Below are 24,237 nucleotides of genomic sequence, written 5' to 3'. Positions count from 1 at the left end.
CGTCCCACCGGGTCGCCCTGCATCAGACGCGGCGGCGGGTCGATCGTTGCATGGGACGGTCAGACGCATTCGCCTGTCCGGATTCCGCTTGAAAGGATATTGAATTCAAACGCTTTTATATGGGAATGCCAGCGACAGCCGGCAACAGCCATCCGGGCGGGAGAAGGATTGCGGACCGGTTCCGATTACGAATGCAATGCGCAAGCACAGGCGCATTTCCCGTGCCCGAGATGCGGGCCGCGGGAGAACGGCCGCGATCGCGGGGGAATCCTCTTTCGTTGAACCGCAATGGAAAGGGCCCACCGGCAGGCGGGCCCTTTCGGGCCTCCGACACATGACGTGCCGGAGGCCCATCCTTCTGCTCAGGGTCGCGGCGAGCATCGGGATATCTCGTCTCTATCGAATGGGGCCGAAGCGATTGACCCTGCTCCGGCCCCGAACCGCGCGTCTTCCATCCAACCGGGGTAGTATGGTCAGAAGGCGATCCGCGCGGTTATCCGCAAGCCATGCGTGCTACGATCCGACGCGAGCGTGCCGCTGTAGGCCGCGCCGATCCGCAGATTGCCCGCGCTATAGTCGAAGCCCGCTTCGACCTCGGCCGAGTTCTTCGGGATCAGCGTGCCGAGCAGCGCGAAGCTGCCGCCACCAGTCGCGAAGCCGGCCAGGGCCGGAGCGCCGCGGTCGCCCGACGCACGGTTCCACGCCGCCGACAGATAGGGCTGGAAGCCCGACTGATCGGCGTTGAGACGCGCCCGGGCGCCGAGGCTGAGGAAGGTCGTTTCCTGCTCGGCCTTGGCGAGCGCGAGCGCGGCATTGCCGCCCGTCTCGACGAAGGCGTCGCTCTTGGTGCGGACATGCGCGATCCGGGCGAAGGGGGTCAGCGCGAGGCTGCCCGTCTTCACATCATATCCGGCCTCGGCGAACAGTTGCAGCGTGGTCGCGTCGCGGTTCGATTCGAGCGTCTGCGCGAGCGGCGTGAAGCCGATCGTGCGCACCGTATCGACATCGTGCCAGCCATAGGCGAGCCCGGCCGCGCCGCGGAAGCCCGCGCCGGTGCCATAGGTCAGGTGCGCGGCCAGATATTTGCTGTCGGCCTTTGCCCGGTCGCTGCGACCGCCGAAGCGGAAGTCGGAATTTCCGATCCCCGCCGACAGCGCCGCGGCGAAGCCCTTGCCGCCATAGCCGATGCCGGTCACGAAGCCCTTGTGATCGGTGTCCATCGCGAAGCGGCCCGCCTTGGCGTCGAAATCGCCCCAGCCGCCGAAGGCCGAACCCCAGACGAACAGGCTCGCTTCCTCCGGTCCCGTCAGCCCGTAGAGCGCATTGCGCAGATGGCGGCTGTCGTCGGTGAGCCCGCTGATCGTGCTCGCGAGGATTTCGCCCGACAGGTCGCCGAACGCCGCCTGCGCGCCCGCCGCATTCTGGTTCACGACCGCCTCGAACAGCGGATCGTCGATACCGCGCGACTGCACCGCGGCGGCGACGCCCGCCTGGTTGAAGCCGATCGCGACATCGGCGAAATCGACGTCGTTGCGATAGAGCGACAGCGTCACGGCCGTGGCGCTGTAGCGCAGCAGCGGATCGAGGAAGGCAAGGTCGCTCGTCACCGAGCCGAAGCTGCCGTCGACGCCGCCCGCGCCGGTGACGATCACATAATCGGTGCGGCCGTTGTAGTCGCCGTCCTCGGCGAGGACCGCGACGCTCGCGCCGCTGTCGATCGTGACGGTGCCGGTCGCATCGACCCGGTCGCCCTGGCCCGCGGCGTTGACCTCGACCTCATAGACCGAACCCGCCGCGAAGGTCAGGTCGCCCGCGACGGTCAGGCGGCCGATCGAATTGCCCGGGGTCAGCTTGCCGTCGCCGTTGATCGTCGTCGATCCGACGCTGCCGTTGCCGCCGAGCGCGCCGCCCGCGTTCACGGTGACGTCGGAGACGATCGAGCCGTTGACCGCGAGCTTGCCGCCGTCGACCGTGGTCGGGCCGGTATAGTCGCTGTCGCCCGACAGGTTCAGCGTGCCGTCGCCCGTCTTGACGAAGCCGCCGCTGCCCGAGATCGCGCCCGCGAACTCGCTGTTCGTGCTCTGGTCGACGGTGAGCTGGTTGTCGCCGAGAACGACCTGGGCATCGCTCTCGCCCACCAGACCGCCGATCGTCTGGTCGTTGCCGGTAATATCGAGCGAACCGCCTTCGCCGAGGTTGAACTCGGTTTCGGGGTTGATGATGCCGCCGATGCGGACCGCGCCGCCGAAGATGTTGGTGACGCCCTGGAAGGCATAGTCGCCCATGAAGGTCAGCGTGCCGGCGCCGCGCTTGTCGAGCGTGCCGCTGCCCGAGAAGGCGCCGAGGAAGTCATAATCGTCCGACCGGTTGAAAACGAAGCGGCCGTCGTTGACGATATTGCCCTCGAAGCTGCCCTCGGTGCCGCCCGCGCCCAGTTCGAAATAGCCGTTGCCTTCGGTGACGACATCGCCCTGGAGCAGGCCGGTCAGGACGAGGCCGCCGTTCGAGACGATGGTGCCGCCGGTGTGTCCCACCGTATCGGTATCGACGGTGAACACCGCGTCGCCGATCAGTTGCAGCTTGCCGCTGCCGCTGATCGTCAGTTCGTCGAGGTTGGACACGGTCTCGTCGTCGCCGAAGTTCAGCACGAGGAGGCCGTTGGTGACGACCGACGCGGTCAGGATCGGCGAATCGGCTTCGCCGCCGACCGTCACCTCATTGACCTGAAGCGCCGCGCCTTCTTCGATCGCGACATGGCCGAATTCACCGACCACGCCCGATGTCGACCAATAGCCCGCCGCGACCTGCAATTCCTCGAATCCGGCCGCCGCAGTGAGCTGCTGCGCTTCGGTGAGTTCCAATATGTCGCCGTCGAGGGTCAGCCTGTCGGTCCCCTCGCCCGCGTCGACGAGGCCGGTGATGGCGCTGCCGGTGTGCAGGGTCACATTGTCGTCATAGGCGTCGAGCTGAACCGCAACCCCGCCTCCGCCGGTGAGCGTCCCCGAATTGGTGACGTTCGACTGGACATGGGCAATGATCGCCGCGCCCTCCGCGCTCGAAATCGTGCCGCTGTTGGTGAAGACGCCGGTGAGCCCCGCGGTGTCGGCGAGATCGGTCTGGATGAGCACGCCTCCGACGGCACCGTCGATCGTGCCGGCATTCTCGACCGATCCGCCACCCGACAGGATGATGCCGAAGCGGTCGCCGCCGATCGTGCCGCCTTCGCTGTTGACGACGCTCGCCGCATAGTCCGCGGCATCCTGTCCGTCATAGGCGAACATCGAGATGCCGTCGGCGAGCGCGCTGCCCGTTCCGGTGATCGTGCCGCTGTTGGTGACGCTGCCGCCGCCGATCAGGCGGACGCCGTCGTTCGATTCGCCCGCGATGGTCCCGCTGTTTTCAACCTCGGTGCCGATGGCGAGGCCAACCAGCCCATTGATGTCTTCATCGAATTGATAGGCGGTGGTGATCCCCGCGCCCGCGCCCGAGATGGTGCCGCTGTTGGTCACGCTCGACGCGGCGGTGGTGATCGTGATGCCCGCATCGGGCGCCGCGTCGAAGCCGTCATAGCTACCGTCGCCGCGGATGGTGCCCGCATTGTTCACCGCAAGCGTGCCGGTCGCGAAGGAATAGATGCCCGAGGTCGCGCCGGTGATCGTTGCGCCCTCGGCATTGGTGACCGTCACGTCGGCGCGCGAGCCCTGCGAGACGGCGGCACCGAAATCGCTGACGATCATGCCGCTATTCTCGAGAGTAGCGGTCGACATGTCGCTGCCGAAGCCGACGCCATAGCCGCCGCCTCCGCTACCGCCGAGCTCGCCGGTGCCGCGGATCGTCCCCGAATTGATGATGCTGGCGGTCAGGCCGCTGCGGTCTTCGCTCACATCGGTGTTGATCGCCGTTCCCTGGATGAAGACGCCGCCGGCGACGCCCGTAATCTCGCCTGCATTGTCGACGGCGCCGCCGCCCGACAGGATGATGCCGAAGCGCTGACCGACGATCGAACCGCCGTCCTGATTGGTGACGAGCGCGCTGTAATCCTCGTTCGCCTGATCGACCTGCGCATACATCGAGATGCCGTCGGCATCGCTTCCGATCTGGCCGTAGATCGTGCCGCTGTTGGTCACGCTGCCACCGCCGATCAGACGAACGCCATCGCTGCTCTCGCCGATGATCGTGCCCTCGTTGACGACGCTGGTACCGGTCGCCCGGCCCTCGAAGACGCCGGGGCTGACCTGAAAGGGGCCGGTGGTGATGCCGAACTGGCCGCCCACGATCGTGCCCCGGTTGGTGATCAGCGCATCGGGGGTCAGGATATTGATCCCGGTCTGCGCATCGCCGCGGATCATGCCGTCATTCTCGACGATCAGCCGGCTGGTATTGGCCGTGATGGCGGTTCCGCCCGAAGCGATTTCGGCATCTTCCGCATTGTTGATGACAAGGTCGCCGGTCGACTGGCCGACGATGCCGAGCGCCTGACCATTGATGATCCCGGCGTTATTGATCGTCGCGGTTTCGAGCGAGCCGCCGGCGACGAGACCGAGGAAGCCGGTCACCACGCCTTGATTATTGTCGAGCGTCGCGCTGCGGCCTTCCTGTTCGGGAGTCGCGCCCATCACGATGCCGATGGGCGTGACCGCCGTAGCGGGGTTGTAGACGCCGGTGCTGCGGATCGTGCCGCTGTTCGTGATCGTCCCGCCACCCGACAGCACGGCGCCGAAGGTCTGCCCCTCGATCAGGCCGTCCTCGTCGTTGACGATCGACCCGATGCCCGTGACCCCCTCGGCGATCACGCCTTCGAATTCGCTGATCGCGACGCCGATTCCCGCCGCGCCAGTGGCGCTGTTGCTGCCCTGGATGGTGCCGCTGTTGACCACCGAACCGCCGCCGGTCAGCGCAACCGCTGCGCCGCCGCCGCCGATGATCGTGCCGCTGTTGGTGACGCTGCTATTGGCCGCCAGCGCCTCGAAGACTCCCGGGCTGCTCTGGAGCACATTGGTGGTGATGCCCGACAGCGCGCCACGGATCGTGCCGCTGTTCTCGATCACCGCATCGGCGCTCAGGATATTGACGCCGTTCTGGCTCTGGCTCTGGATCAGGCCGGCGTTGTTCAGCGCCAGCGTGCTCGTGTTGACGGTGATCGCATTGCCGCCGACGAGAATCTGGCCGTCTTCCGCATTGTTGACCGCCAGCACGCCGCTCGACGCGCCCAATATGCCGAATGCCTGTCCGTTGATGATGCCATCGTTTTCGATCGTGACGGTGTCGAGCGATCCCGCCGCGACAATGCCGATGAAGCCCTGAACGAGCCCCTCGTTGGTCAGCGTCGCGCTGCGCCCTTCCTGCTCGGGGGTAGCCCCCATGACGATGCCGATCGGGGTCTGGGCGCCGGGGATCGTCGGGTTATATTGGCCCGTGGCGCGAATCGCGCCATGGTTCTCGATGGTCCCGCCGCCCGACAGCACCACTCCGAAAGTCTGTCCCTCGATCGCCCCATCGCCGTTGTTGACGATCGTGCCGATGCCATCGACACCCTCGGCGATCGCGTCGGGGAATTCGGAGATCGCGACGCCGATCCCGTTGACGCCGCTGCCGGGAAAGCCGTTCAGACCACGGATCGTGCCGTCGTTGGTGACGCTACCGCCGCCGGTCAGCGACACGCCGGCCCCGGCCTCGCCGCTGATCAGGCCGCTATTGACGACCACCGTGTCGGCCGCGCGTGCTTCGGGCGGAAGATTTTCGCCCTCTTCGTCCTCGCTGAAGAAATAGGAGGTCGCGATGCCGTTCGCGGCGCCGCTGATCTCGCCGCTATTGGTGATCTCCGAACCCGGCTGCGCGATCACGATGCCGCCGCTCGGGCGGCTGTCGAGGCCGCCCGGCCCGGTGCCGTTGCCACGGATCGTCCCCGCATTGTCGACGATCACCGCGCCATTGTCGGCATAGATGCCGATGTCGTCCCCGACGACTTCCTCGTCCGCACCGACCGAGATTTCCTGCGTATCGGGCTGATCATTGTGGATGCCGAAGGATTGCGCCTGCACAGGCGTTCCGAGTTGCAGAATCGAAAGTCCGGCGATCGCGCTCGTCGCGAGCAGGCGCGATTTTGAAATGGTCGACATGATATGGTTACCCCCTGGTTCTGAAGTCCGAGCGAAAGGGTCTCCGCAAGCGCACTGCGCTACGGCCTTCCTTCTTCCGCGATGTTCGTCACGACCCCCGTGATCGACGGCTTATTAACCGCTTAACAACAGCCCTATTTTATCCGCCGCCTTGGCGTCATCCCCCGGCGGGGGGGTCTTCACGCAAAAAATGGTGCCAACCGGCGCATCAGCGCCGCCTCGCCATTGACGCCGCATTTCTGATAAATCTGCTTGATTTGGCCGCGCAGCGTCTCGCTCGTGACGCCGCGTTCCTCGCTGATCTGCGGCCGCGTCTTTCCCTCGAACAGCCGCAGCGCGATATCGGCTTCGGCCAGGCTCAGTCGATAGATTGCCGACAGATAGGCGGTCACGCCCGCGCGGTCGCGCCGCGGTGCGTTGACGACCAGAATCGCGTGGGGCAGCCTGCCGAGCGACCACTCGCGCTCGGGCAACCGAAAGCCTTCGATCATCAGCGGTTCCGATTCATCGGTCGCCGCGAGCATCGTGCGGACATGCGGCGCGCCACCCTCCACCAAAAGTTCCTGGATCAGGGCGCGCAGCGTGTGGGGCGCACCGTTGGCGTCGATGGACTGCCCCACACACCGCACGGCCCCGGACTGCAACAGAGCCTCCGCCGCGACGGTATGGGCGAGCAGATGGCCGCGCGCGTCGATGATGAAGGCATTGATGGCGATCGCGTCGAAGGCACCCGCAAATAAATGCGCCTGATGCCCCTCGAGCTTCTCCTGCAACCGCACCGCGCGGCGCGCTGCGACGGCGGCCTCCGCAAAGATCTGGCGCTGGGCCGGAGTGGTTCGCCCGTCACGCCGGCTGCGCAGCGTCGACAGCCCGACGATCCCGAAATCGTCGACGACCAGATTGGTCTGGCAGCCGAAGGGAATACCGATTTCCTCGCACCATTCGATATAGTCGCGCGATGCGAGGCTCGGGATCACCGCGTCATAATGATCTTCGTGCAGGATCGGATCATAATGTCCGCGGGCGACCTGGCGGTTCGAGGCCGCGACGCGAAAATTGGCCGTTTCGCTGTACCAGTCATGGCTTTCGGGCTTTCGGATCATGGCGGGCGTGAAGCTGGTCACCATGTTGAAGGGGATATCCCGCCCCGCGCCGACGCCGATCAGCTGCCCGCGGGAGGAACCCGTGCGGCTCGCCATCGTGTCGAGCGCGCCGAGCCATTTGCCGGGATCGAGCGCCGCATCGAGAAAAAGATCGTCCCAATCATATGGGTGCCGCTGCCGCATCCGCTTTTCTACCCCCGTCCGCGCGACCGCGGCGGGTGGTCAATCCGCGCGCGCCGCAATGGCATTGCCCCATCCGATCCGCCCCCCCGGCGGATCCGTGACAGGCCCTCATGCTATCGGCCGCGGCCCGAAAGCGTCCATCCCGGAATGTATGGTCGTTTCAAAAAATCATGCCGGACCAAGCGCATCGGCGACATGTTCGGGATGGGAATAGGCCAGCATCTGGCCGGCGCCCTCGACCCGCTGCAGCGGCGTATCGGGCAATCGGGCGCGCCAATAGGCGATCGCCGCTTCGGGCGCGTGGAGCACATAGTCGGCCGCCTGGACGATGCGCCACCGATCCTTGCCGGGCAGCGGCGCGACGTCGAAACCCGTCGCCCAGGCGCGCTGCTCCTCGACATAGCCGCGAATGCGCCCGCGCCCGAAATCGCGCGTCGCGCGCAGATAATCGGCGATGAACTGCGGATCGCTTTCGGCGAGCGCGAGATCGGGGGCACTGTCGCGGAACGAGCGGATCATGCCGTCGCGCAGCCGCGTCGCGGTCCCGAAACGGGCGAGCGTGCGGATCGTCAGTTCGATAAGGGCCGGATTCGCCGCGAATCGCCGTTTCACGATGCCGAGCGGGCCGCGATCATGCGGCGTATGCGAGATGGCGGGCGTCGGATTGACGAGGATCGCGCGATCGACAAGATCGGGTTGGTGGAGCGCCAGGCTCACGGCCGCCTGCCCGCTGCCCCGCGCGATCAAGTCGATCCTTTCGATGCCCAGCCTGTGGCATAGCGCAGCGACATCGTCCGACGCCACGCGATACGGCGGCAGTTGATCGCGCGGCGCGTCGGTGTCGCCGAATCCGGGACGATCGATCGCCAGCGCGCGGAAGCCCCGCTTCGCCAGCACCCGCACGAGACGGGTCGGCGGCGCCCGCGCCGTGATCGTGCTGTGGAGGATGAGGATCGGCCGCCCGCCCGCCGGTCCATAATCCGAATAGGCGACCGTGCGGCCGCCGACCTGGATCGACGCATTGGGAAGAACATGGCCGCCGAGGATCGACACTTCGGGTTCGGCATCGACCTGGTCGTGCGACAGGGCGGCGGAGACCAGTCGCACGATTTCCGCCGCATTGCTCGCGCCGAGGATGAGATGGATATTCTTCATCTCGGCATCGACGACCGCGTCCGACAGCCCCAGGGCCTCGGCGATCTCCGCGCGGCTCTTGCGGACGGCGATCGCGCGGGCGATCGCGAACTGCCGGTCGGTCAACCCGAAAAGGTCATGAAAGGCGGCGCCGACGTCCCGATCGTCACTCATCGCGAGCGTCTGTCCCACGAGCATGGGAATCGTATCGAGCCCGAACTTCGTCTTGATCTCCGCGAGCATGTTGCGCGCCGATACGTAGGAACAATCCATCGATCGTGCCGCCTCGCGCAGGCCGCCGGTTTCGACCAGATGCCACAGAAGCTCCGATTGACGGTCGGACAGCGCGAATATCCGAGCCACGTCGCCCCGCGACGCTGGATCATGGCGGCCGGCTGCGTCGCACAAGGAAGTGGTCATCAGATGAAGGGCGCCCCGCTTTGATCGAGCCTCAATCCACACGATTCCTGCCCGGAAAACAAGCACCGAAAGCTGCCGGCCGGCACAGCATTATATTAACTGGTCGCGCTCTATTTTCGGTCCGATAGCAACAGGCTGGGCGAACGATGCGGCAACCGAACAGCGCGATTCTTGCGGCCCTATGGCTCGCGTCATCCACCAGTTCGGTCGCGGAAGCTCAGCAGGCTGCGGTTGACGGCATGCCGGCCGTGCTGATCGAACCGCTGCGCGAAGGGGCCAGGATCGAAAACTATGTCGCGGAGATGGTTCGGCTGGTCCGGTCGGTCGATCGAGCGGACGATGGTCTCGATGCCGACGACATAAGGTTCGAGATGGCCGAGCGCGCGGCCCGCACCCGCGCCGGCGAGATTCAGCGTGTCCTGACCCACGATTTCGATGGCGACTTCCGGGTCACGCGCGAAGAGGTCGAATGGGCTGCGCTGGGCCGGAATCAGTCGCGAAGCCACGAGACGAAAGAGATGTTTCGCCGCTTCGACGGCAATCGCGACGGCGCCATCACGCTTCAGGAAATTGCCGCGGGGGTGCGCGATCGAGGGCCGACCCGGCAGCTCGACGATCTGCTCGCGCTCGATCCCGATGGTGACGCCAAACTCAGCGCAAAGGAACTGCGTTTACTCGTGCAGGCTATATTCGAGGCGCTCGACAAGGATGGCGACGGCGAGTTGTCGAAGGCCGAGTTCTCGGCGATCGAGGCGCAGTGGAAAGAAGCGCGCCTGTTGCGCCACGCCGCGACCTGCCCCTTGCCGCCGGTGCCCGCCAACGCAAAGCTGGTCCTTTACGGCAGCAACGATGCACAGGCGCTCTCGTCGGTGGCGATCGGCGGGAACGACAAGGCAACCACGCTTCTGGATGTCGCCATCGAGCCGGGAAGCGAGCAGCTCTACCTGATACTGGTTTCCCGCCAATCGATGCTGTGGCGCCTCAGCGGAGAAACGCGCCGCGTCGCCCATGTCGTCGTCTCGTCATCGAGCGCCGCCGAAAGCGATGTTTCGGCATCGGGCGTTGTCGGAATGCCCCAATCGAAGGTCACGATTTCACGGTCCGATTGCCCGGAAGCCTTCGGAACCATGAGTTACAGCGAGCCGGAAAAGGCACGCGCGTCCATTCAGATATCGTTGCGACGTCCGCCGGATATCATTCTTTCCAGCCCCAAGGCGCAACGTCTGTCGCTGCCTTCGGGCGACGTGATCCGCGCGGATGAACGGGAAACGCCGGTTGCCAGCGGCTTCGATCCCGAGATGTGGAAACAGGCGCTGCAAAGCTGGGAGGCGGGCGTCGTCACCATAAATCCGCGCGACGTCATCGCACGGACTTCGGTCGAATCCTATCAGGTCATGCCGGGTACAATGGGTCTCGCTCAATTGATCGGATCGGGCACATTGGTCAGGGAAGCTTCCGATCGATACCGGCTCGTTCGGCCAATTCCGCATTTCCCGATCAATTTGAACGGAGGCCAGTCCTTCACGCTCGTGATAGCGAAAGGCGTGCCGGTCCCGGCGGGAGAGCCCGGCTATATCTGCCTGATATCCGAAGAGACCGGCGAGGCACTGACCCGATACTGCAGACCGCCGACTGTGCAAGCGACGCAATAGCCCGATTCGGGCCGGGTATCGCCCGAGGCAGACTGCCCGAGGCAATCCTCGCGCCTTCAGCGACAGAAGGGAGCCGAACCCATGCGGGCGTTCACCCTGCCGGGTTGCCGCGTTGGAGGCGCTCCACGGCAAGATCGGACCGATCGACGCCCCAATCCGCCAGACCGGCGGGCCAGTCGCCACCCGTGATCAGCGCCTCCGTGGCGGCAGCCATCGCGGGAGCGGTCTGCAGACCATAGCCGCCCTGACCCGCCAGCCAGAAGAAACCTTCCGCATCGGGCGCGAAGCCAGCGACCGGAACGCGGTCGTGCGTGAAGGTGCGCAACCCCGCCCAGCTATGGCTGATCCGCCGAACGGCGAGCGAGGTATAATGTTCGACCTTCGCCGCCGCGAGCGCGATATCATAGTCCTCCGGCTGGGCGTCGGTCGGCTCGCTCGGAACCTCGTCGACGGGACAGGCCAGCAAGCGCCCCGATTCGGGCAGCATGTAGAAATCGTCGACCGCTGTCTTGGTGAACGGCCAGTCGCCGATCTCCTGATCCGGCGGCGCGTCGAAAACGATGATCGTCCGGCGCAGCGGGCGGAGGCCGAGCGGCGCGACGCCCGCCAGGCGCGCGACCTCGTCGCACCAGGCGCCCGCCGCGTTGACGAGGACGGGAGCCGCGAACCGGTCGCCGGCCGTGGTGGTCGCGATCCAGCTCGCCCCTTCGCGCGCGACCGCGACGACGCGGGCACCCGCGATCGACTGGCCGCCCGCGCGCTTGATCGCGGCGCGATAATCCTGCTGCAGCGCTTCGCTGTCGAGGCGGCGGGCGGTCCGGTCGAGCACGGCGGCGACGATCCCGTCACCCCCGCACCGCAGGACCGGAACGATGCCCCGCACGGCATCGGCGTCGAGGCGTTCAAGCCCGTCGCTATAGGGTCGCATCTCCGCCTCGAGCGCGTCGAGCCCGGCGAGCATCTCCGGCGGCGCGATGAACAGCGCGGGGGACGAGCGCGACAGCGCGGTGCCGTTCGCGCCCACGGTTTCGAAATGAGGACGGCTGAACGCCGTCATGCCGCGCACGACCGATTTGCCGATGCCGAAATGATAATAGGTCGCGCTCCGGCCACTCGAATGATAGCCGAAGCTGTCCTCGGCCTCGAGCAGGAGGGTCCGGCCGTGCGGGGCGAGCCGCGCGGCGGCCGACACCCCGGCGATGCCGCCGCCCACGATCAGAAAATCGGCTGTCTGCAATTGCTGCTCCTTTTCGACCGCCCTGCGTTTGCCGGCGGCTATAGCGGCTTCGGCCGCTCCCTCCTAGTTCGCGGCGATGCGGATGATGCCGACGCCCTTCACAATGTCGATGCGCGTGCCGAAAGGCTCCGACAACCGCTGGAGCCGTTCGAGAATGCGGGCGCCGGTTGCCGCGTCCGCCATGTGCGGCACCCCGCGCGCCGCACCGGTCGCGGTGACGCCGAGGTCGATCGGATAGAGGCGCACCTCGGTCAGCCGTCCGTCGCGAAAATGGGTGGTCGCGATCACCGATTCATAAAGATTGGGATCGGAAAAGCTCTTCGCGTTGCGCGCCTGAAGCAGCTCGGGGGTCGTGACGCTGCCCGGCGTGACACCGAACTGGTCGAACATATCGGCGGGCACGTCGTCGAGCGAATTGTTCATCATCGCGAAGTTGCCGAGCGAATAGAAGATCGGCTTGCCCTTGTAGATCTCGATGCCGCGAAGCTGGTGCGGCCCGTGCCCCATATAGACGTCAGCGCCCGCGTCGATGATCTGGTGGGCGAGGCCGGGCGCGAAGTCGGCGGGGGTCTGGCTGGCGTTGCCGGGTTCGTGATTGTGCAGCGAAAAGACGACGAAATTGCCGTTCTGCCTGGCCTGCCGCACCGCGAGCAGATTGGCGGCGAGATCCTTCGGGTTGAGGTCATAGCCGATCGTCATCGGGGTGGTCGGCGCCTCTACCGCGCGAAAGTCCCGGCCCTTGATTCGCACCGGCGCGCCCGGCTTCGTTCCGGTGATACGGGCCAGCACCGCAAGGTCGGCCTCGGATACCTGTCCGACCTCGGTGCTACGGATCGTATTGGCGCCGGGACGGCCGGGCACGCGGCCCAGCGGATCGGCCGCGGGCGTCATGGGCGTGAAGGTCGTCGTCGCCGAGACCAGCGCGACGCGCCCCTGCGGTCCGTCATAATAAGCGGGCGCGCGCGCTTCGGCCATCGTGCGCCCGGTTCCGGCGCGCACCAGATGCGCGGCATCGAGCAGCTTCAGCGTCTCGATCATCCCCTCGACACCCCAGTCGGTCGCGTGGTTGTTGGCGTGGCCGACGATGTCGATCCCCATGGCGGCGACCTCCTTCGGCACGCCCGGGTCGGCGAGCATCCAGGTGCCGCCCGATTCGGCCTGCGGCGACCCCTTGAAGGTCGCAAGATCAAGCGCGGTCGTCTCGAAATTGCCGAAGGTCACGTCGGCGCCGCGCAGGATGCGGAGCATATCGGGCGCCTGCTTCTCCAGCGTCGCCAGCATCGGGCGCAGATAGATGAGGTCGCCGACGGCGGCGAGGCTGAAATCGCCCGCGATCGGCGTGCTGGGGACCGGCGTGGTTTCGAGCGCTTCGCTGCCGCGCGGCTGGGCCTGAACCGAAAGCCCGGTCAGCGCGATCGCGGCGGACCCGGTGAGCGCCAGAAGGCGCAGCGCCCCGGAGCGGGCAAAGGGACGGGCGAAATGGATCGACATGCTGATGCTCCCCTGATGTGAAGCGACAGCGAATAGGCGGCGGCGCTGACACCAACCTGTCACAGGTCAATCGGCGCGGAGAAATCGCACCGTCACGCACAGCCCCCGCCCCGTCCGGCCATCGGCCAGCTCGATCTCCGCGCCCATGCGCTGCGCCAGAGCGCGCGCGATCGGCAGGCCCAGGCCGGTCCCCGGCGGCTGGCCGCGTCCCTGGATGCGATAGAAGCGATCCCACACCTTCTCGCGCTCCTGTTCGGGAATGCCGGGGCCGTCGTCGTCGATCTCGACCAGCGGTCCGCCCGCACCGTTCGTCAGGCGGACCGAGACCATCCCGCCCGGACGGCTGTAGCGTATCGCATTGTCGAGCAGATTGCCGATCAGTTCGGCGGCAAGCGTCGGCTGGCCCATCGCCATCACCGGACCCTCGCCCTCCTTTTCATAGCTGATGACCCGGTCGGCCGAGGCCTGCGCCGCGCGCTCTCCGGTCACGCCGGCGGCGATGTCGGCAAGGTCGAACGGCCGCACCGATATCGTCCCCTGATCCTCGCTCCGCGCGAGCGCGATCAACTGGCGCAGCAATTGCTCGAGCGTGTCGAGCGCATGAGGGATGTCGGTCAGCGCCGCCTGGCCCTGCCGCGATTGAGGGCCATAGCGTTCGAGCACGTCGAGCTGCACGCGTGCGACCGCCAGCGGCGTGCGCATCTGGTGCGAAGCGTTCGACGTGAATTGGCGCAGCGATTCGCTCGCGCGCTCCAGCCGCGCCATCAAGCCGTTGAACGCGGCGACGAAAGGTCGGATTTCGGTCGGGGTCGCTTCGTCCACGTCGAGTCTAACCGAGGGAGAAGCGGCACGCCGGGCCGCCTCGACCTGTCCGGTCAGCATGGCGAGCGGACGCAGACCCCAACGGATCGCCAGCCAGAACAGCAGGCCGGTGACGACCAGCGCCGTCAGCCCGATCATCAGAACCTGGTGCAGGAAGGCGCGTTCGTGCGCCAGCCGATCATCGACATAATCGGCGATCTGGATCGCGATCAGCCGGTCGTCGCCATGCGCGCGGCGGATTTCCATCGCGATCCGCGCGGGCTTTCCATGCAGCATACCGTCGCGCAGATAGGCAGCCTGCGTGACCTCGCGCGCGTCGGCGGGATCGAGATAGCCGCGTACCAGTTCGGTCCGGCGATAGGCGTTGGTAAAGGTGGTCGGCGGGTGACGGTCGATCGTGCCGTCGCCGACCGGGCTATAGTCAGCGGGCGGGCGCAGCGCCGCATCGCCCGCGATCAGCCGGTCGCCGCGCCAGACACTATAGTGGACGACCGGCCGCGCGCGCCGTTTCAGCAGGTGGACCGCAAGCGGCACCAGCCGCTCGCGGTCGCTTGCCGGGCTGTTGTAGGCAAGGCTCAAGGTGCGCACCGATCCGATCAGCACCCGGTCGACCGTATCGGCTTCGTTGTTGCGCGCGACCAGCGTCGTGATGATACCGAAGAACAGCACGAGCGCGGTTAGCGGCAGGAGGACCGCGGCAGTCAGGCGAAAGCGCAGCGAAGGGGGCAGGCGACGCATCGGTTCAATCGGTCTCGATCATATAGCCGAGCCCGCGGACCGTGCGAATCGCAGGGCCCGACGGCTGCAGCTTGCGGCGCAAGCGGCCGACATAGACTTCGAGCGCGTTCGGAGTGACCGCATCCTCGAAATTGAAGACTTCGGCGGCCAGCCTTTCTTTCGGAATCACCTTGCCCGGCCGCCCCATCAACGTTTCGAGCACCGCCAGTTCGCGGCGGCGGAGGTCGAGGATCCGGCCTTCGAGCGATACGGTACGGCTCGACCGGTCGAACGACAGCGCGCCGATCCGCAGCACCGGGTCGGCCGTGCCCTGGCTGCGCCGGACGAGCGCGCGCAGGCGCGATTCGAGTTCGCGCGGACTGAACGGCTTGGCCATATAGTCGTCAGCGCCGCGGTCGAGGCCGGTAACACGGTCGTCGATCATGTCGCGCGCGGTCAGGATCAGGATCGGCGTCGCGACCCCCCGCGCGCGCAGCGCCCCCAGCACGTCCAGTCCGTCGATGTCGGGCAGCCCCAGGTCGAGGACGATGGCGCTATAGGGCTCGCGGTCGGCAAGCTGCAGCGCGTCCTCGCCATTCGCCAGACAATCGACCGCGAAGCCGGCCGCTTCCAGCGACGCGGCCATGCCGCGCGACAATCGCTCGTCGTCCTCCACCAACAGCACGCGCATGACCCGATCCCGCTTCGCCTCCTCGTCTTTCCACCGGAAATTACAGCCTGCCTCTATCCAGGCATATGGAAATGTCACGCTTGAGGCCGATAATTTTCCATTCCTTGCGCCAAAGCCGCGCCTTCGCATTTGGTGTCAGCTTCGTGACAGCGATCCCCGGTAAGGCGGCGGCATTCGCGCCTTGCCCGCCGCGCCGACGGAGAATCGGAACATGGAGATCAACCTGCCCCTGCTCGCGGGAGCGACCTTGTCCTTATGGGCCGCAGCGCCATCGGCCGCGGCCGCGCCGGCGGCGAGTCCCGACGCCGCCGGCGCACGACTCGACGCGCTCTTCGCGCGCTGGGCGCATGACGATACCCCGGGCTGTTCGATCGCGATTTCGCGGAACGGACAGCCGATCGCGATGCGAAGCTATGGCATGGCCAGCCTCGAACTCGGCGTTCCGGCCACCGTCGACAGCATCTACGAGGCGGGATCGGATTCGAAGCAGTTCACCGCCGCCGCGATCCTGATGCTGGTGCGCGAGGGCAAGATGTCGCTGGACGACGACGTCCGCAAATATCTTCCCGAATTGCCCGCTTATGCCGCGCCGGTGACGATCGCGCACATGCTGCACCACACCAGCGGCCTGCGCGATTGGGGATCGGTCGCGGCGATCGAGGGATGGCCGCGCAATTCGCGCACCGCGAACAACGACGATGTGCTGAAAATCGCCGCGCGCCAGACCGAGCTCAATTTCGCGCCGGGCAGCCATTATCTCTATAGCAACAGCAATTACAATCTGCTGGCGATCGTCGTCGACCGGGTCAGCGGGCAATCGCTCGCCGATTTCACCCGCGACCGCATCTTCGCGCCGCTCGGCATGACCAGCACGCGCTGGCGCGACGATCATGGCGACATCGTGCTCCGCCGCACCGGTGCCTATGAATATGAGGACGGCGTCTGGCGCAACGAGCAGGTGATCGAGGACGCCTATGGCAACGGCGGTCTGCTCACCACCGTCGGCGATCTCGTCAAATGGCAGGCGGCGCTCGACAGCGATGCCTTCGGGCCGGGCTTCACCGCCCAGATGCAGCAGACGACGAAACTCAATGACGGCACGCCGATCGCCTATGCGCTCGCGCTGGTGAACCTCGACCATCGCGGCGAGCAGGAGGTCAGCCATTCGGGCTCGACCGGCGGCTATCGCGCCTGGATGGCGCGTTATCCGGCTCAGCGGCTCGCCGTGTCGCTGCTCTGCAATGCGGGCGATGCCGATACGCCGGTGCTCGGGCGCGCCGCCGCCGACATCTTCCTGCCGGACGAAAGCGCCGAACCGGCCTATGCGCCGCGGGGTGCCGCGCCGACCGGTCTCTATGCCGATGGCGTCAGCGGTGCGCCGCTGCGCTTCGAGGCCGACGGCAAGGGCGGCTTGCGCGCCGATGGCCGCGCGCTCGTTCCGGTCGGCCCCGGCCGCTGGATGCTGCGCGAGGATGTTTTCGCCTTCGGCACGAAGGGCGCGCTGGTCCGCGAAACGCGCGAGGGAGAAAAAATCCCCTATCGCAAGGTCGACGCCGTGACCGCGGCCGATCCCGCGCCTTATGCCGGGCGCTTCTGCTCGGCCGACACCGGAACCTGTCTCAGCTTTCAGGCGCGCGGCGGCCAGCTTGTCTACAGCGGCCCGCGCTGGGCCGACCAGATGCTGACGCCGGCCTATCGCGACGTGTTCACCGGCGACGCCGCGCCGCGCGCCTCGCGCGTCGTCGTCAAGTTCCAGCGCGACGCCGCGGGCGCCGTCACCGCGCTCCGCTTTGGCGAGAACCGCGCCTTCGACCTGCTTTTCACGCGAGCGGACTGACCGCCGATTTCATTCAACGCCATTCAAAAAAGGGGAATATCCATGCGTAACGATCGGACCGGGCTGAAAAGCCTGTTGAGGAGCGGCAGCGCCGCGATGGGCCTGATGCTCGCGCTGGCCTATAGCGGCGCGGCGGCGGCGCAGGAGGCTGGCGACGAAGCCGACACCGGGGATTCGGCGATCGTCGTCACCGGCTCGCGCATCGACCGCAAGGGCTTCGATGCGCCGACCCCGACCACCGTGGTCGGCGAATCCGAACTGGCGCAGGGCGCGCGCCCTAGCATCGCTCAGGTGCTGAACGACCTGCCGCAGTTCCGCGCGACCGTGTCGCCGAACAGCACCAACGCCAACACCAACTCCAGCACCTCGGCGATGGACCTTCGCGGCCTCGGCGCCACCCGTACGCTGACCTTGCTCAACAACCGCCGCTTCAACGGCGCGTCGGACCTCAACAGCATCCCGCAGGATATGGTGAAACGGGTCGAGATCGTCACCGGCGGCGCGAGCGCGGCCTGGGGTTCGGGCGCGATCGGCGGCGTCGTCAACATCATCCTCGACGACAATCTGACCGGCCTGAAGCTCGGCGTCCAGAACGGCATGTCGACGCGCGGCGACGGCTATCGCTACAGCATCAACGGCAGCTTCGGCACCGAATTCGCCGGCGGCCGCGGCCATTTCATGATCGGCGGCGAATATCAGAACGACAACGGCATTCTCAGCCGTAACGCACGCAAGAATGTCGGCAGCGCCGACCTGTTCACGCCCGCGGGCAGCGACGAACAGATCCTGGTGCGCGACGTCAACCCGGCCAACACGGGCCTCGACGGCCTGATCACCACCGGCGCGCTCAAGGGCATGACCTTCGCCGCCGACGGCTCGCTGCGCCCCTATCAATACGGCAGCATGATCAATCAGGACGGAACGCTGATGGTCGGCGGCGAAGGCCGCGGCATCGGCGACCAGAAGTCGCTCGCCAATCCCTATCAGCGCGTGAACAGCTATGCCCGCGCGAGCTTCGAGGTCGGCGATGCGACGTTCTGGATCGACGGCCTCTATAGCCGCATCTGGGCCAAATATCCCTTCTATGCCGAATATGGCAATTACACGCTGAAGGCCTCGAACCCCTATCTCGACGGCATCCGCAGCCAGCTCGGCGCGGGAGAGACGACGGTCAAGATCGGCCGCGTCTTCGAAGATTACGGCATGCGCACCTTCGATTATTACCGCCAGAACGTCGAAGGCGGCATCGGTGTCGACGGCAGCTTCGCCGACGGAGCATGGCGCTATTCGGCCTATTACAACCATGGCGAACTGCGCAACATGCAGAGCTATCACAACCAGATCGTCGGCTCGAAGATGACCGAGGCGCTCGACGCGGTCCGCGTCGGCGACAGCATCGTCTGCGCGGTCGCGCTGACCGATCCGACCACCGCCTGCCGTCCGCTGAACATCCTCGGCGCGGGCCGTGCCGATCCCGCCGCGATCGACTATGTGTTCGGCGACCTCGCCAAGGTCGTCTACACGACCAAGCTCGACAGCATGGGCGCCAGCCTGCGCGGCGACCTCTTCTCGACCTGGGCCGGCCCGGTCTCGGTCGCGTTCGGCGGCGAGGCGCGCTGGGAAAAGCAGGTGACGAACAGCATCGACCCGATTTCGACGGCGCGCGGGTTCAGCCGCTTCAACTTCTCGCCGCTCGACGGCGGCTTCAACGTGCAGGAAGGCTTCGGCGAAGTCGCGGTGCCGCTGCTCGACCAGCCGTTCAGCAAGCTCGATTTCAGCGCCGCCGCCCGCTACAGCCATTACAGCACCAGCGGCGGCATCTGGTCGTGGAAGCTCGGCGCCACCGACCGCATCTTCGACAATCTGCTGCTGCGCGTGTCGCGCTCGCGCGACATTCGTTCGGGCAGCCTGGCCGAACTGTTCACGACGCGCACGACCACCTTCTCGACCGTGTCGGAAGATGGTCAGACCTATAGCGTCACGCGCTACGGCGGCGGCAACCCCAACCTGAAGCCCGAAGTCGGCAGCACGCTGACGATCGGGGCGGTCTTTACCCCGACCTTCCTGCCGGGCTTCAATCTCGCGGTCGATTATTTCGACATCAAGCTGCGCGACGCGATCACCTCGCCGAACGCCCAGGACGTCATCACCGCGTGCGGCAACGGCAACCAGAACGCCTGCTCGCAGATCACGCGCGACGGCCAGGGCCGCCCGACCGAGATCAACTCGACCTATCTGAACCTGGCGCAGTACAAGACCAGCGGCGTCGACATCGAGGCGAGCTATCAGCAGCCGGTCGGCGGCGGTACGCTTCGCCTGCGCGCACTGGCGACCTATGTGTCGAAGGTCGTGATCGACGACGGCATCTCGGTCATCGATCGCGCCGGCGACGTCGGCGACGTCACCTTCGGCACGCCGCACTGGCGCGGGACCGGCAGCGTTACCTACGGCAGCGATAACGCGAGCTTCACGGCGCGCGTCCGCTATGTCGGCGGCGGAGAATATAACCATCTGCTGAACATCGCGAACAACGACACCTCGGCCCGGGTCTATGTCGACCTCAACGCGCAGGTGAATGTCGACGAGCGCTTCACGCTCTTCGCCAACGTCAACAATCTGTTCGATCGCGATCCGCCGCTGAGCCCGGCGGGATCGATCCATTATGACTCGATCGGCAGCTATGTGACGGTCGGCGCCAAGCTCCGCCTCTGATCGCCCCCGGATCATAGGCAAGGAAAAGGGCGGGCATCGCACGATGCCCGCCCTTTTTTGCGTCCCCCTCCGGCGCGAGGGCCGAAGGGGAAGCCTTATCGGATCATTGGACGCCCGCGGTCGCGAGCAGGATGCCGAGGCCGACGCTGGCGCCGTGCACGCTTTTCGTCTTTTCGACGTCGATCCACTCGTCGAGCGAATGGCCGCGTTCGGCATGCCCGCCCGAACCGATCGTGATCGCGGGGATGCCGAGGCTCATCGGGATATTGGAATCGGTCGAGGAATAGGAGGCGATGGGCGTCAGGCCCTTGGCGCGGATGATCGCTTCGGCGTTGCGAACGACCTCGGCGGTCGCGGGCGTCTGCCCCGCCGGGCGATCGCCGATCAGCTTGACGTCGGCGGTCACCGGCCCCTCCTTGATCGACCGCGCGGCATTCTCGTCCGCGACGCTCTTTTTGACGATCGCGAGGAAAGCCTGCTCGACCTTGGCGAGTTCCTCCGGATTCTCCGACCGCATGTCGAATTCCATGAAGACCTCGTTCGGGATCGAATTGACCGAGGTGCCGCCGCCCGTGACGCTGGCGGAATAGGTGGTTTTGGGCTTGGCGGGCACCGGAATCCTGTAGAAATCGACGACCGTCTGGCTCATCGCGACCATCGGATTGACGAGGCCGAAGGCGCCATAGCTGTGCCCGCCCGGTCCCTTGTAGGTGATGCGGTAGCGCCGCGACCCCACGCCGCCGGTGACGATGCGCGCCGGATCGGTGCCGTCCATCGAGATGAAGGTCTTGATACGGTCCTTATATTTGCCCTTGGCCATCATATAGCGGACGCCGCGCAGGTCGCCGGGGCCCTCTTCGCCGACATTGCCGACGAAGACGATGTCCTGCCGCACCTTGACGCCGCTTTCCTTCATCGCCCGCGCATAGGCGAGCAGAACCGCCAGGCTGCGCGTATCGTCGCCGATGCCCGGGGCGTGAAGCTGCGTGCCTTCGCGGCGAACCTTGATCGGCGTGCCTTCGGGAAAAACCGTGTCGAGATGGGCCGCGATCATCACGACCGGACCGCCCGCGGGCCCGGTGCCGCGATAGACGCCCGTGACATTGCCTTCCGGATCGATTTCGACATCGCTCAGCCCCGCATCCAGCAACATATCGCGATAGGCGGCTGCGCGCGCGGCTTCCTTGAACGGCGGCGCGGGGATTTCGGTGAGTTTGACGATCTCCGCCACGAGGCGATCATGATCGCGGTCCAGAATTTTGGCCGACTCTTCATAGGCTTTCGCCTTCAAGACCGCTTCCGGCCTTGATGGGTCCGCAGCCATGGCGACATGGGGCAAGGACAGGATCGCGGCCAGAGGAACGAGAGCGGTGCGTCGCATGAAAAGCCTTTCGCTGAAGAGATTGCCTCTGTCTCTGAAGGGCTTGCGAAAAGCGTGTCAAGCGAACTCATCGCAATTGCGGTGGAATGATCGATGCGTGACGGACGATGCGCACAATTGCGCCGTTTAACCGGCGAAACCGGCCATTTTTCGGTTCGACGAACATGGTTGGAGGCCCGAGCCGGAATCGAACCGGCGTATACGGATTTGCAGTCCGCTGCGTCACCACTCCGCCATCGGGCCTCAGGCGCAGATTTGCGTGGAGAGAGCGCCCCTAGCGATTTCGCTTCGCACTGGCAATGCGATTATTGGGCGATCGCCGACGATTGGCATCGATCCGCAACGATGCGGGCTTGGCGGCTCCCCCGTTGCCAGCTATTGCGCGGCGCAGGTTGACGGCAGGGCTGTATTACTATTGCAATACAGCATGGCATGGGCTAGGGCTGCGCGCAACGCTTTGGGTCCAGAGAATCGGAATCGGATGATGGCGACGAAATTGAGCGAGATGGGGGCGGCCGACATGCGCGCCGCGATGATCGACAGCCAGCTTAGGACGAACGACGTCATCGACCCTGCGGTGATCGGCGCGATGGGCGCTGTGGCGCGCGAGGCGCATGTGCCCGCGGCGCTCGCCGGCGTCGCCTATATGGACCGTGCGATCGATCTCGGCGCGGGCCGCGCGCTCAACCCGCCGCTCGTCACCGGCCGCCTGCTCGTCGCCGCCGATATCCGTGCCGGCCAGCGCGTGCTGCTGATCGGTGCCGCGACGGGCTATACCGCCGCGCTCCTCGCCCGGCTCGGCGCCGAGGTCCACGCCGTCGAGGAAGCGGCCGACCTGCTCGCCGCCGCACGCGCCGCGACGCCGGGCGCGACCATCCACTGGACCGAGGGCTCGCTCGCCGCCGGCGCGCCGAAGGCCGCGCCCTTCGACCGCATCATCATCGACGGCGCGATCGAAATCTTGCCCGACGCGCTTACCGCGCAGCTCGTCGAGGGCGGACGGATCGTCGCCGCGCAGCGCGACGGCAGCGTGACGCGCCTCGTGCAGGGCGTGAAGACCGGCGGCGCGGTAGCGCTCCGTTCGTTCGCCGACATGGACGTGGCGCCGCTTCCCGGCTTTGCGGCGCCCAAGGGTTTCCGATTCTGAGGGCTTCCGACGGCCCCTTTCCTCCCCGCTTCAGGCTGAACATCATAATGCACGACAAGACAGATATCGAGACCGGCCGCCGCGGCCGCTGGCTTGCCGGACTGGCAGGGGCGCTCGCCCTGGCCGCGCCGGCGCAGGCCGAAACGCTGCAGGGCGCGCTCGCCAAGGCTTATGAGAACAACCCGACGCTGACCGGCGCGCGCGCGGGCCAGCGCGCGAACGACGAGAATGTGCCGATCCAGAAAAGCTACGGGCTCCCCGACGTCGGGGCGCAGGCGAGCTATGACGAGAATGTCATCGTCCCGGGCAACAGTTTCAATTCCCCCGCGCGTTCGCTGACGGCCGGCGGACAGTTGACGGTTCCCCTGTATCAGGGCGGCGCCGTCCGCAATGCGGTGAAAGCCGCCAAATATCGCGTCGAGGCAGGGCAGGCCGACCTCCGCGCAACCGAAGCGAGCATTTTCTCGCAGGTCGTCGGCGCCTATATGGACGTCATCCGCGACATCGCGATCGTTCAGCTCAATCAAAAGAATGTCGCGGTCCTCAAGACCAATTTGCAGGCGACGAGCGATCGGTTCGAGATCGGCGATCTGACGCGCACCGACGTCGCCCAGTCGCAGGCGCGGCTCGCGCTCGCCGAAGGCGATCTGCGCACCGCCGAATCGAACCTGATCCGCAGCCGCGAAACCTATATCAAGCTCGTCGGCGATGCGCCCGTCGACCTGCAGCCGCCGCCGGCGCTGCCCAACCTGCCGGCGAGCGCGGAGGATGCGGTCGCGATCGCGCTGAACAACAACCCCGACATCGATTCGGCGAACCAGCTGCTCAAGGCGAGCGACGCCGATATCGGCACCGCCAAGGCGACCCGCGCGCCCAAGGTTTCCGCGATCCTGAACGGTGGCTACAATAATTATCTCGGCTCGCTGAACAGCGGCGTCGAAGGCGTCGGCGTCCTGCAGGAGACGTCGAGCGCCACGGCGGGCGTCCAGGTCACGCTGCCGATCTTCACCGGCGGCCGCCGTTCGGCGCAGGTCCGCCAGGCACAGTCGCGCAGCAGTCAGGCGATCGAAAATTATGTCGCGGTCGAACGCGACGTGATCGCCCAGACGCGCGGCGCCTATGCCGCGTGGCAGGCGAACGAGCGGATCATCGCGGCGACCGAACAGGCGGTCGGCGCCAACGGCCTGTCGCTGGAGGGCGTGCGCGCCGAGAACAGCGTCGGAACCCGCTCGATCCTCGACATATTGAACGCCGAGCAGGAATATCTGAACGCGCAGGTCCAGCTCGTCTCGGCGCGCCGCAATTCCTATGTCGCCGCTTTCTCGGTGCTCGCCGCGATGGGCAAGGCCGAAGCGCGCGATCTGGGGATCGAGGGCGGCGCGCTCTATGACCCGGAGGCCAATTACCGCCGCGTCAAGGGCCAGATCTGGGACTGGGCCGACGATCCGAAGCCGCAGCAGGTCGCGACCGACACCAAGGCCGTCCCCGCCGCCGACGCAAGCGTCCCGCCGTCGATCGACACCGCGCTCCCCCAATAGCCACAATAAGCTTGGCAAAACCCGCTTCGCGCCGGTAGGATGATGGTTAACCG

General features: G+C 66.4%; 13 protein-coding genes and 1 tRNA gene. 5 read left to right on the top strand and 9 right to left on the bottom strand.

The features are described from left to right. Positions 1-473: 473 nt before the first annotated feature. From NP825_RS00305 to NP825_RS00295, 3 genes are all read right to left on the bottom strand, one after another. The gene (locus tag NP825_RS00305) at positions 474-6,119 is read right to left on the bottom strand and encodes an autotransporter domain-containing protein (protein WP_257547433.1); all 5,646 of its coding nucleotides are present in this window, start codon (positions 6,117-6,119) and stop codon (positions 474-476) included. Between the two features lie 179 nt (positions 6,120-6,298). Next, positions 6,299-7,405, bottom strand: coding sequence for a helix-turn-helix transcriptional regulator (locus tag NP825_RS00300; protein WP_257547430.1), 1,107 nt, complete (start codon positions 7,403-7,405; stop codon positions 6,299-6,301). A 168-nt stretch (positions 7,406-7,573) separates the two neighbouring features. Then, complete coding sequence (locus NP825_RS00295) at positions 7,574-8,959, bottom strand: alpha/beta fold hydrolase (RefSeq protein WP_257547428.1); 1,386 nt, start codon at positions 8,957-8,959, stop codon at positions 7,574-7,576. A gap of 146 nt (positions 8,960-9,105) precedes the next feature. On the opposite strand from NP825_RS00295, the gene NP825_RS00290 reads away from it, so the two are divergent. Further along, on the top strand, positions 9,106-10,611 hold the full coding sequence (locus tag NP825_RS00290; protein WP_257547426.1) for an EF-hand domain-containing protein: 1,506 nt from the start codon (positions 9,106-9,108) through the stop codon (positions 10,609-10,611). A 91-nt stretch (positions 10,612-10,702) separates the two neighbouring features. Here NP825_RS00290 and NP825_RS00285 read toward each other — a convergent pair whose 3' ends face one another. The 4 genes from NP825_RS00285 to NP825_RS00270 all read right to left on the bottom strand — a co-directional run bounded on the left by NP825_RS00285 (position 10,703) and on the right by NP825_RS00270 (position 15,569). Continuing rightward, complete coding sequence (locus tag NP825_RS00285; protein WP_257547424.1) at positions 10,703-11,848, bottom strand: FAD-binding oxidoreductase; 1,146 nt, start codon at positions 11,846-11,848, stop codon at positions 10,703-10,705. 63 nt (positions 11,849-11,911) lie between these two features. Then, complete coding sequence (locus NP825_RS00280; RefSeq protein ID WP_257547422.1) at positions 11,912-13,339, bottom strand: CapA family protein; 1,428 nt, start codon at positions 13,337-13,339, stop codon at positions 11,912-11,914. A gap of 66 nt (positions 13,340-13,405) precedes the next feature. Further along, entirely contained in the window at positions 13,406-14,899 is a 1,494-nt protein-coding gene (locus NP825_RS00275) for a HAMP domain-containing sensor histidine kinase (RefSeq protein WP_257547420.1), read from the bottom strand. A gap of 4 nt (positions 14,900-14,903) precedes the next feature. Then, positions 14,904-15,569 carry a response regulator transcription factor gene (locus NP825_RS00270; RefSeq protein ID WP_257547418.1) on the bottom strand — a complete coding sequence of 222 codons (666 nt, stop codon included), beginning with the start codon at positions 15,567-15,569 and terminating at the stop codon, positions 14,904-14,906. A 211-nt stretch (positions 15,570-15,780) separates the two neighbouring features. Between NP825_RS00270 and NP825_RS00265 the strand changes: the two genes are divergently transcribed. Together NP825_RS00265 and NP825_RS00260 are read left to right on the top strand one after the other, a co-directional pair. After that, positions 15,781-17,406, top strand: a complete 1,626-nt coding sequence (locus NP825_RS00265; protein WP_257547416.1) for a serine hydrolase — start codon at positions 15,781-15,783, stop codon at positions 17,404-17,406. Positions 17,407-17,448: 42 nt separating this feature from the next. Further along, the gene (locus NP825_RS00260; RefSeq protein WP_257547414.1) at positions 17,449-20,118 is read left to right on the top strand and encodes a TonB-dependent siderophore receptor; all 2,670 of its coding nucleotides are present in this window, start codon (positions 17,449-17,451) and stop codon (positions 20,116-20,118) included. Between the two features lie 103 nt (positions 20,119-20,221). Here NP825_RS00260 and NP825_RS00255 read toward each other — a convergent pair whose 3' ends face one another. After that, a complete protein-coding gene (locus NP825_RS00255; RefSeq protein WP_257547412.1) occupies positions 20,222-21,499 on the bottom strand; it encodes a M20/M25/M40 family metallo-hydrolase in 1,278 nt (425 codons plus the stop codon). Positions 21,500-21,668: 169 nt separating this feature from the next. After that, positions 21,669-21,742, bottom strand: a tRNA-Cys gene (locus NP825_RS00250). Positions 21,743-21,983: 241 nt separating this feature from the next. Here NP825_RS00250 and NP825_RS00245 point away from each other — a divergent pair. After that, the gene (locus tag NP825_RS00245) at positions 21,984-22,646 is read left to right on the top strand and encodes a protein-L-isoaspartate O-methyltransferase (protein ID WP_257547410.1); all 663 of its coding nucleotides are present in this window, start codon (positions 21,984-21,986) and stop codon (positions 22,644-22,646) included. Positions 22,647-22,693: 47 nt separating this feature from the next. Then, a complete protein-coding gene (locus NP825_RS00240) occupies positions 22,694-24,184 on the top strand; it encodes a TolC family outer membrane protein (protein ID WP_257547408.1) in 1,491 nt (496 codons plus the stop codon). The last annotated feature ends 53 nt before the right edge of the window (positions 24,185-24,237 follow it).

Origin of the sequence: Sphingopyxis sp. DBS4, from assembly GCF_024628865.1 — a bacterium.
Classification (GTDB): Bacteria; Pseudomonadota; Alphaproteobacteria; order Sphingomonadales; family Sphingomonadaceae; genus Sphingopyxis.
Note: the sequence above shows the minus strand (reverse complement) of the source record. Positions and strands in the feature narration are given on the sequence as shown.

What these genes read in the sequence shown, in the direction of transcription:
- NP825_RS00305 (WP_257547433.1), bottom strand. Translation starts at nt 6,119, where the DNA reads ATGTCGACCATTTCAAAATCGCGCCTGCTCGCGACGAGCGCGATCGCC.
- NP825_RS00300 (WP_257547430.1), bottom strand. Translation starts at nt 7,405, where the DNA reads ATGCGGCAGCGGCACCCATATGATTGGGACGATCTTTTTCTCGATGCG.
- NP825_RS00295 (WP_257547428.1), bottom strand. Translation starts at nt 8,959, where the DNA reads ATGACCACTTCCTTGTGCGACGCAGCCGGCCGCCATGATCCAGCGTCG.
- NP825_RS00290 (WP_257547426.1), top strand. Translation starts at nt 9,106, where the DNA reads ATGCGGCAACCGAACAGCGCGATTCTTGCGGCCCTATGGCTCGCGTCA.
- NP825_RS00280 (WP_257547422.1), bottom strand. Translation starts at nt 13,339, where the DNA reads ATGTCGATCCATTTCGCCCGTCCCTTTGCCCGCTCCGGGGCGCTGCGC.
- NP825_RS00275 (WP_257547420.1), bottom strand. Translation starts at nt 14,899, where the DNA reads ATGCGTCGCCTGCCCCCTTCGCTGCGCTTTCGCCTGACTGCCGCGGTC.
- NP825_RS00270 (WP_257547418.1), bottom strand. Translation starts at nt 15,569, where the DNA reads ATGCGCGTGCTGTTGGTGGAGGACGACGAGCGATTGTCGCGCGGCATG.
- NP825_RS00265 (WP_257547416.1), top strand. Translation starts at nt 15,781, where the DNA reads ATGGAGATCAACCTGCCCCTGCTCGCGGGAGCGACCTTGTCCTTATGG.
- NP825_RS00260 (WP_257547414.1), top strand. Translation starts at nt 17,449, where the DNA reads ATGCGTAACGATCGGACCGGGCTGAAAAGCCTGTTGAGGAGCGGCAGC.
- NP825_RS00255 (WP_257547412.1), bottom strand. Translation starts at nt 21,499, where the DNA reads ATGCGACGCACCGCTCTCGTTCCTCTGGCCGCGATCCTGTCCTTGCCC.
- NP825_RS00245 (WP_257547410.1), top strand. Translation starts at nt 21,984, where the DNA reads ATGGCGACGAAATTGAGCGAGATGGGGGCGGCCGACATGCGCGCCGCG.
- NP825_RS00240 (WP_257547408.1), top strand. Translation starts at nt 22,694, where the DNA reads ATGCACGACAAGACAGATATCGAGACCGGCCGCCGCGGCCGCTGGCTT.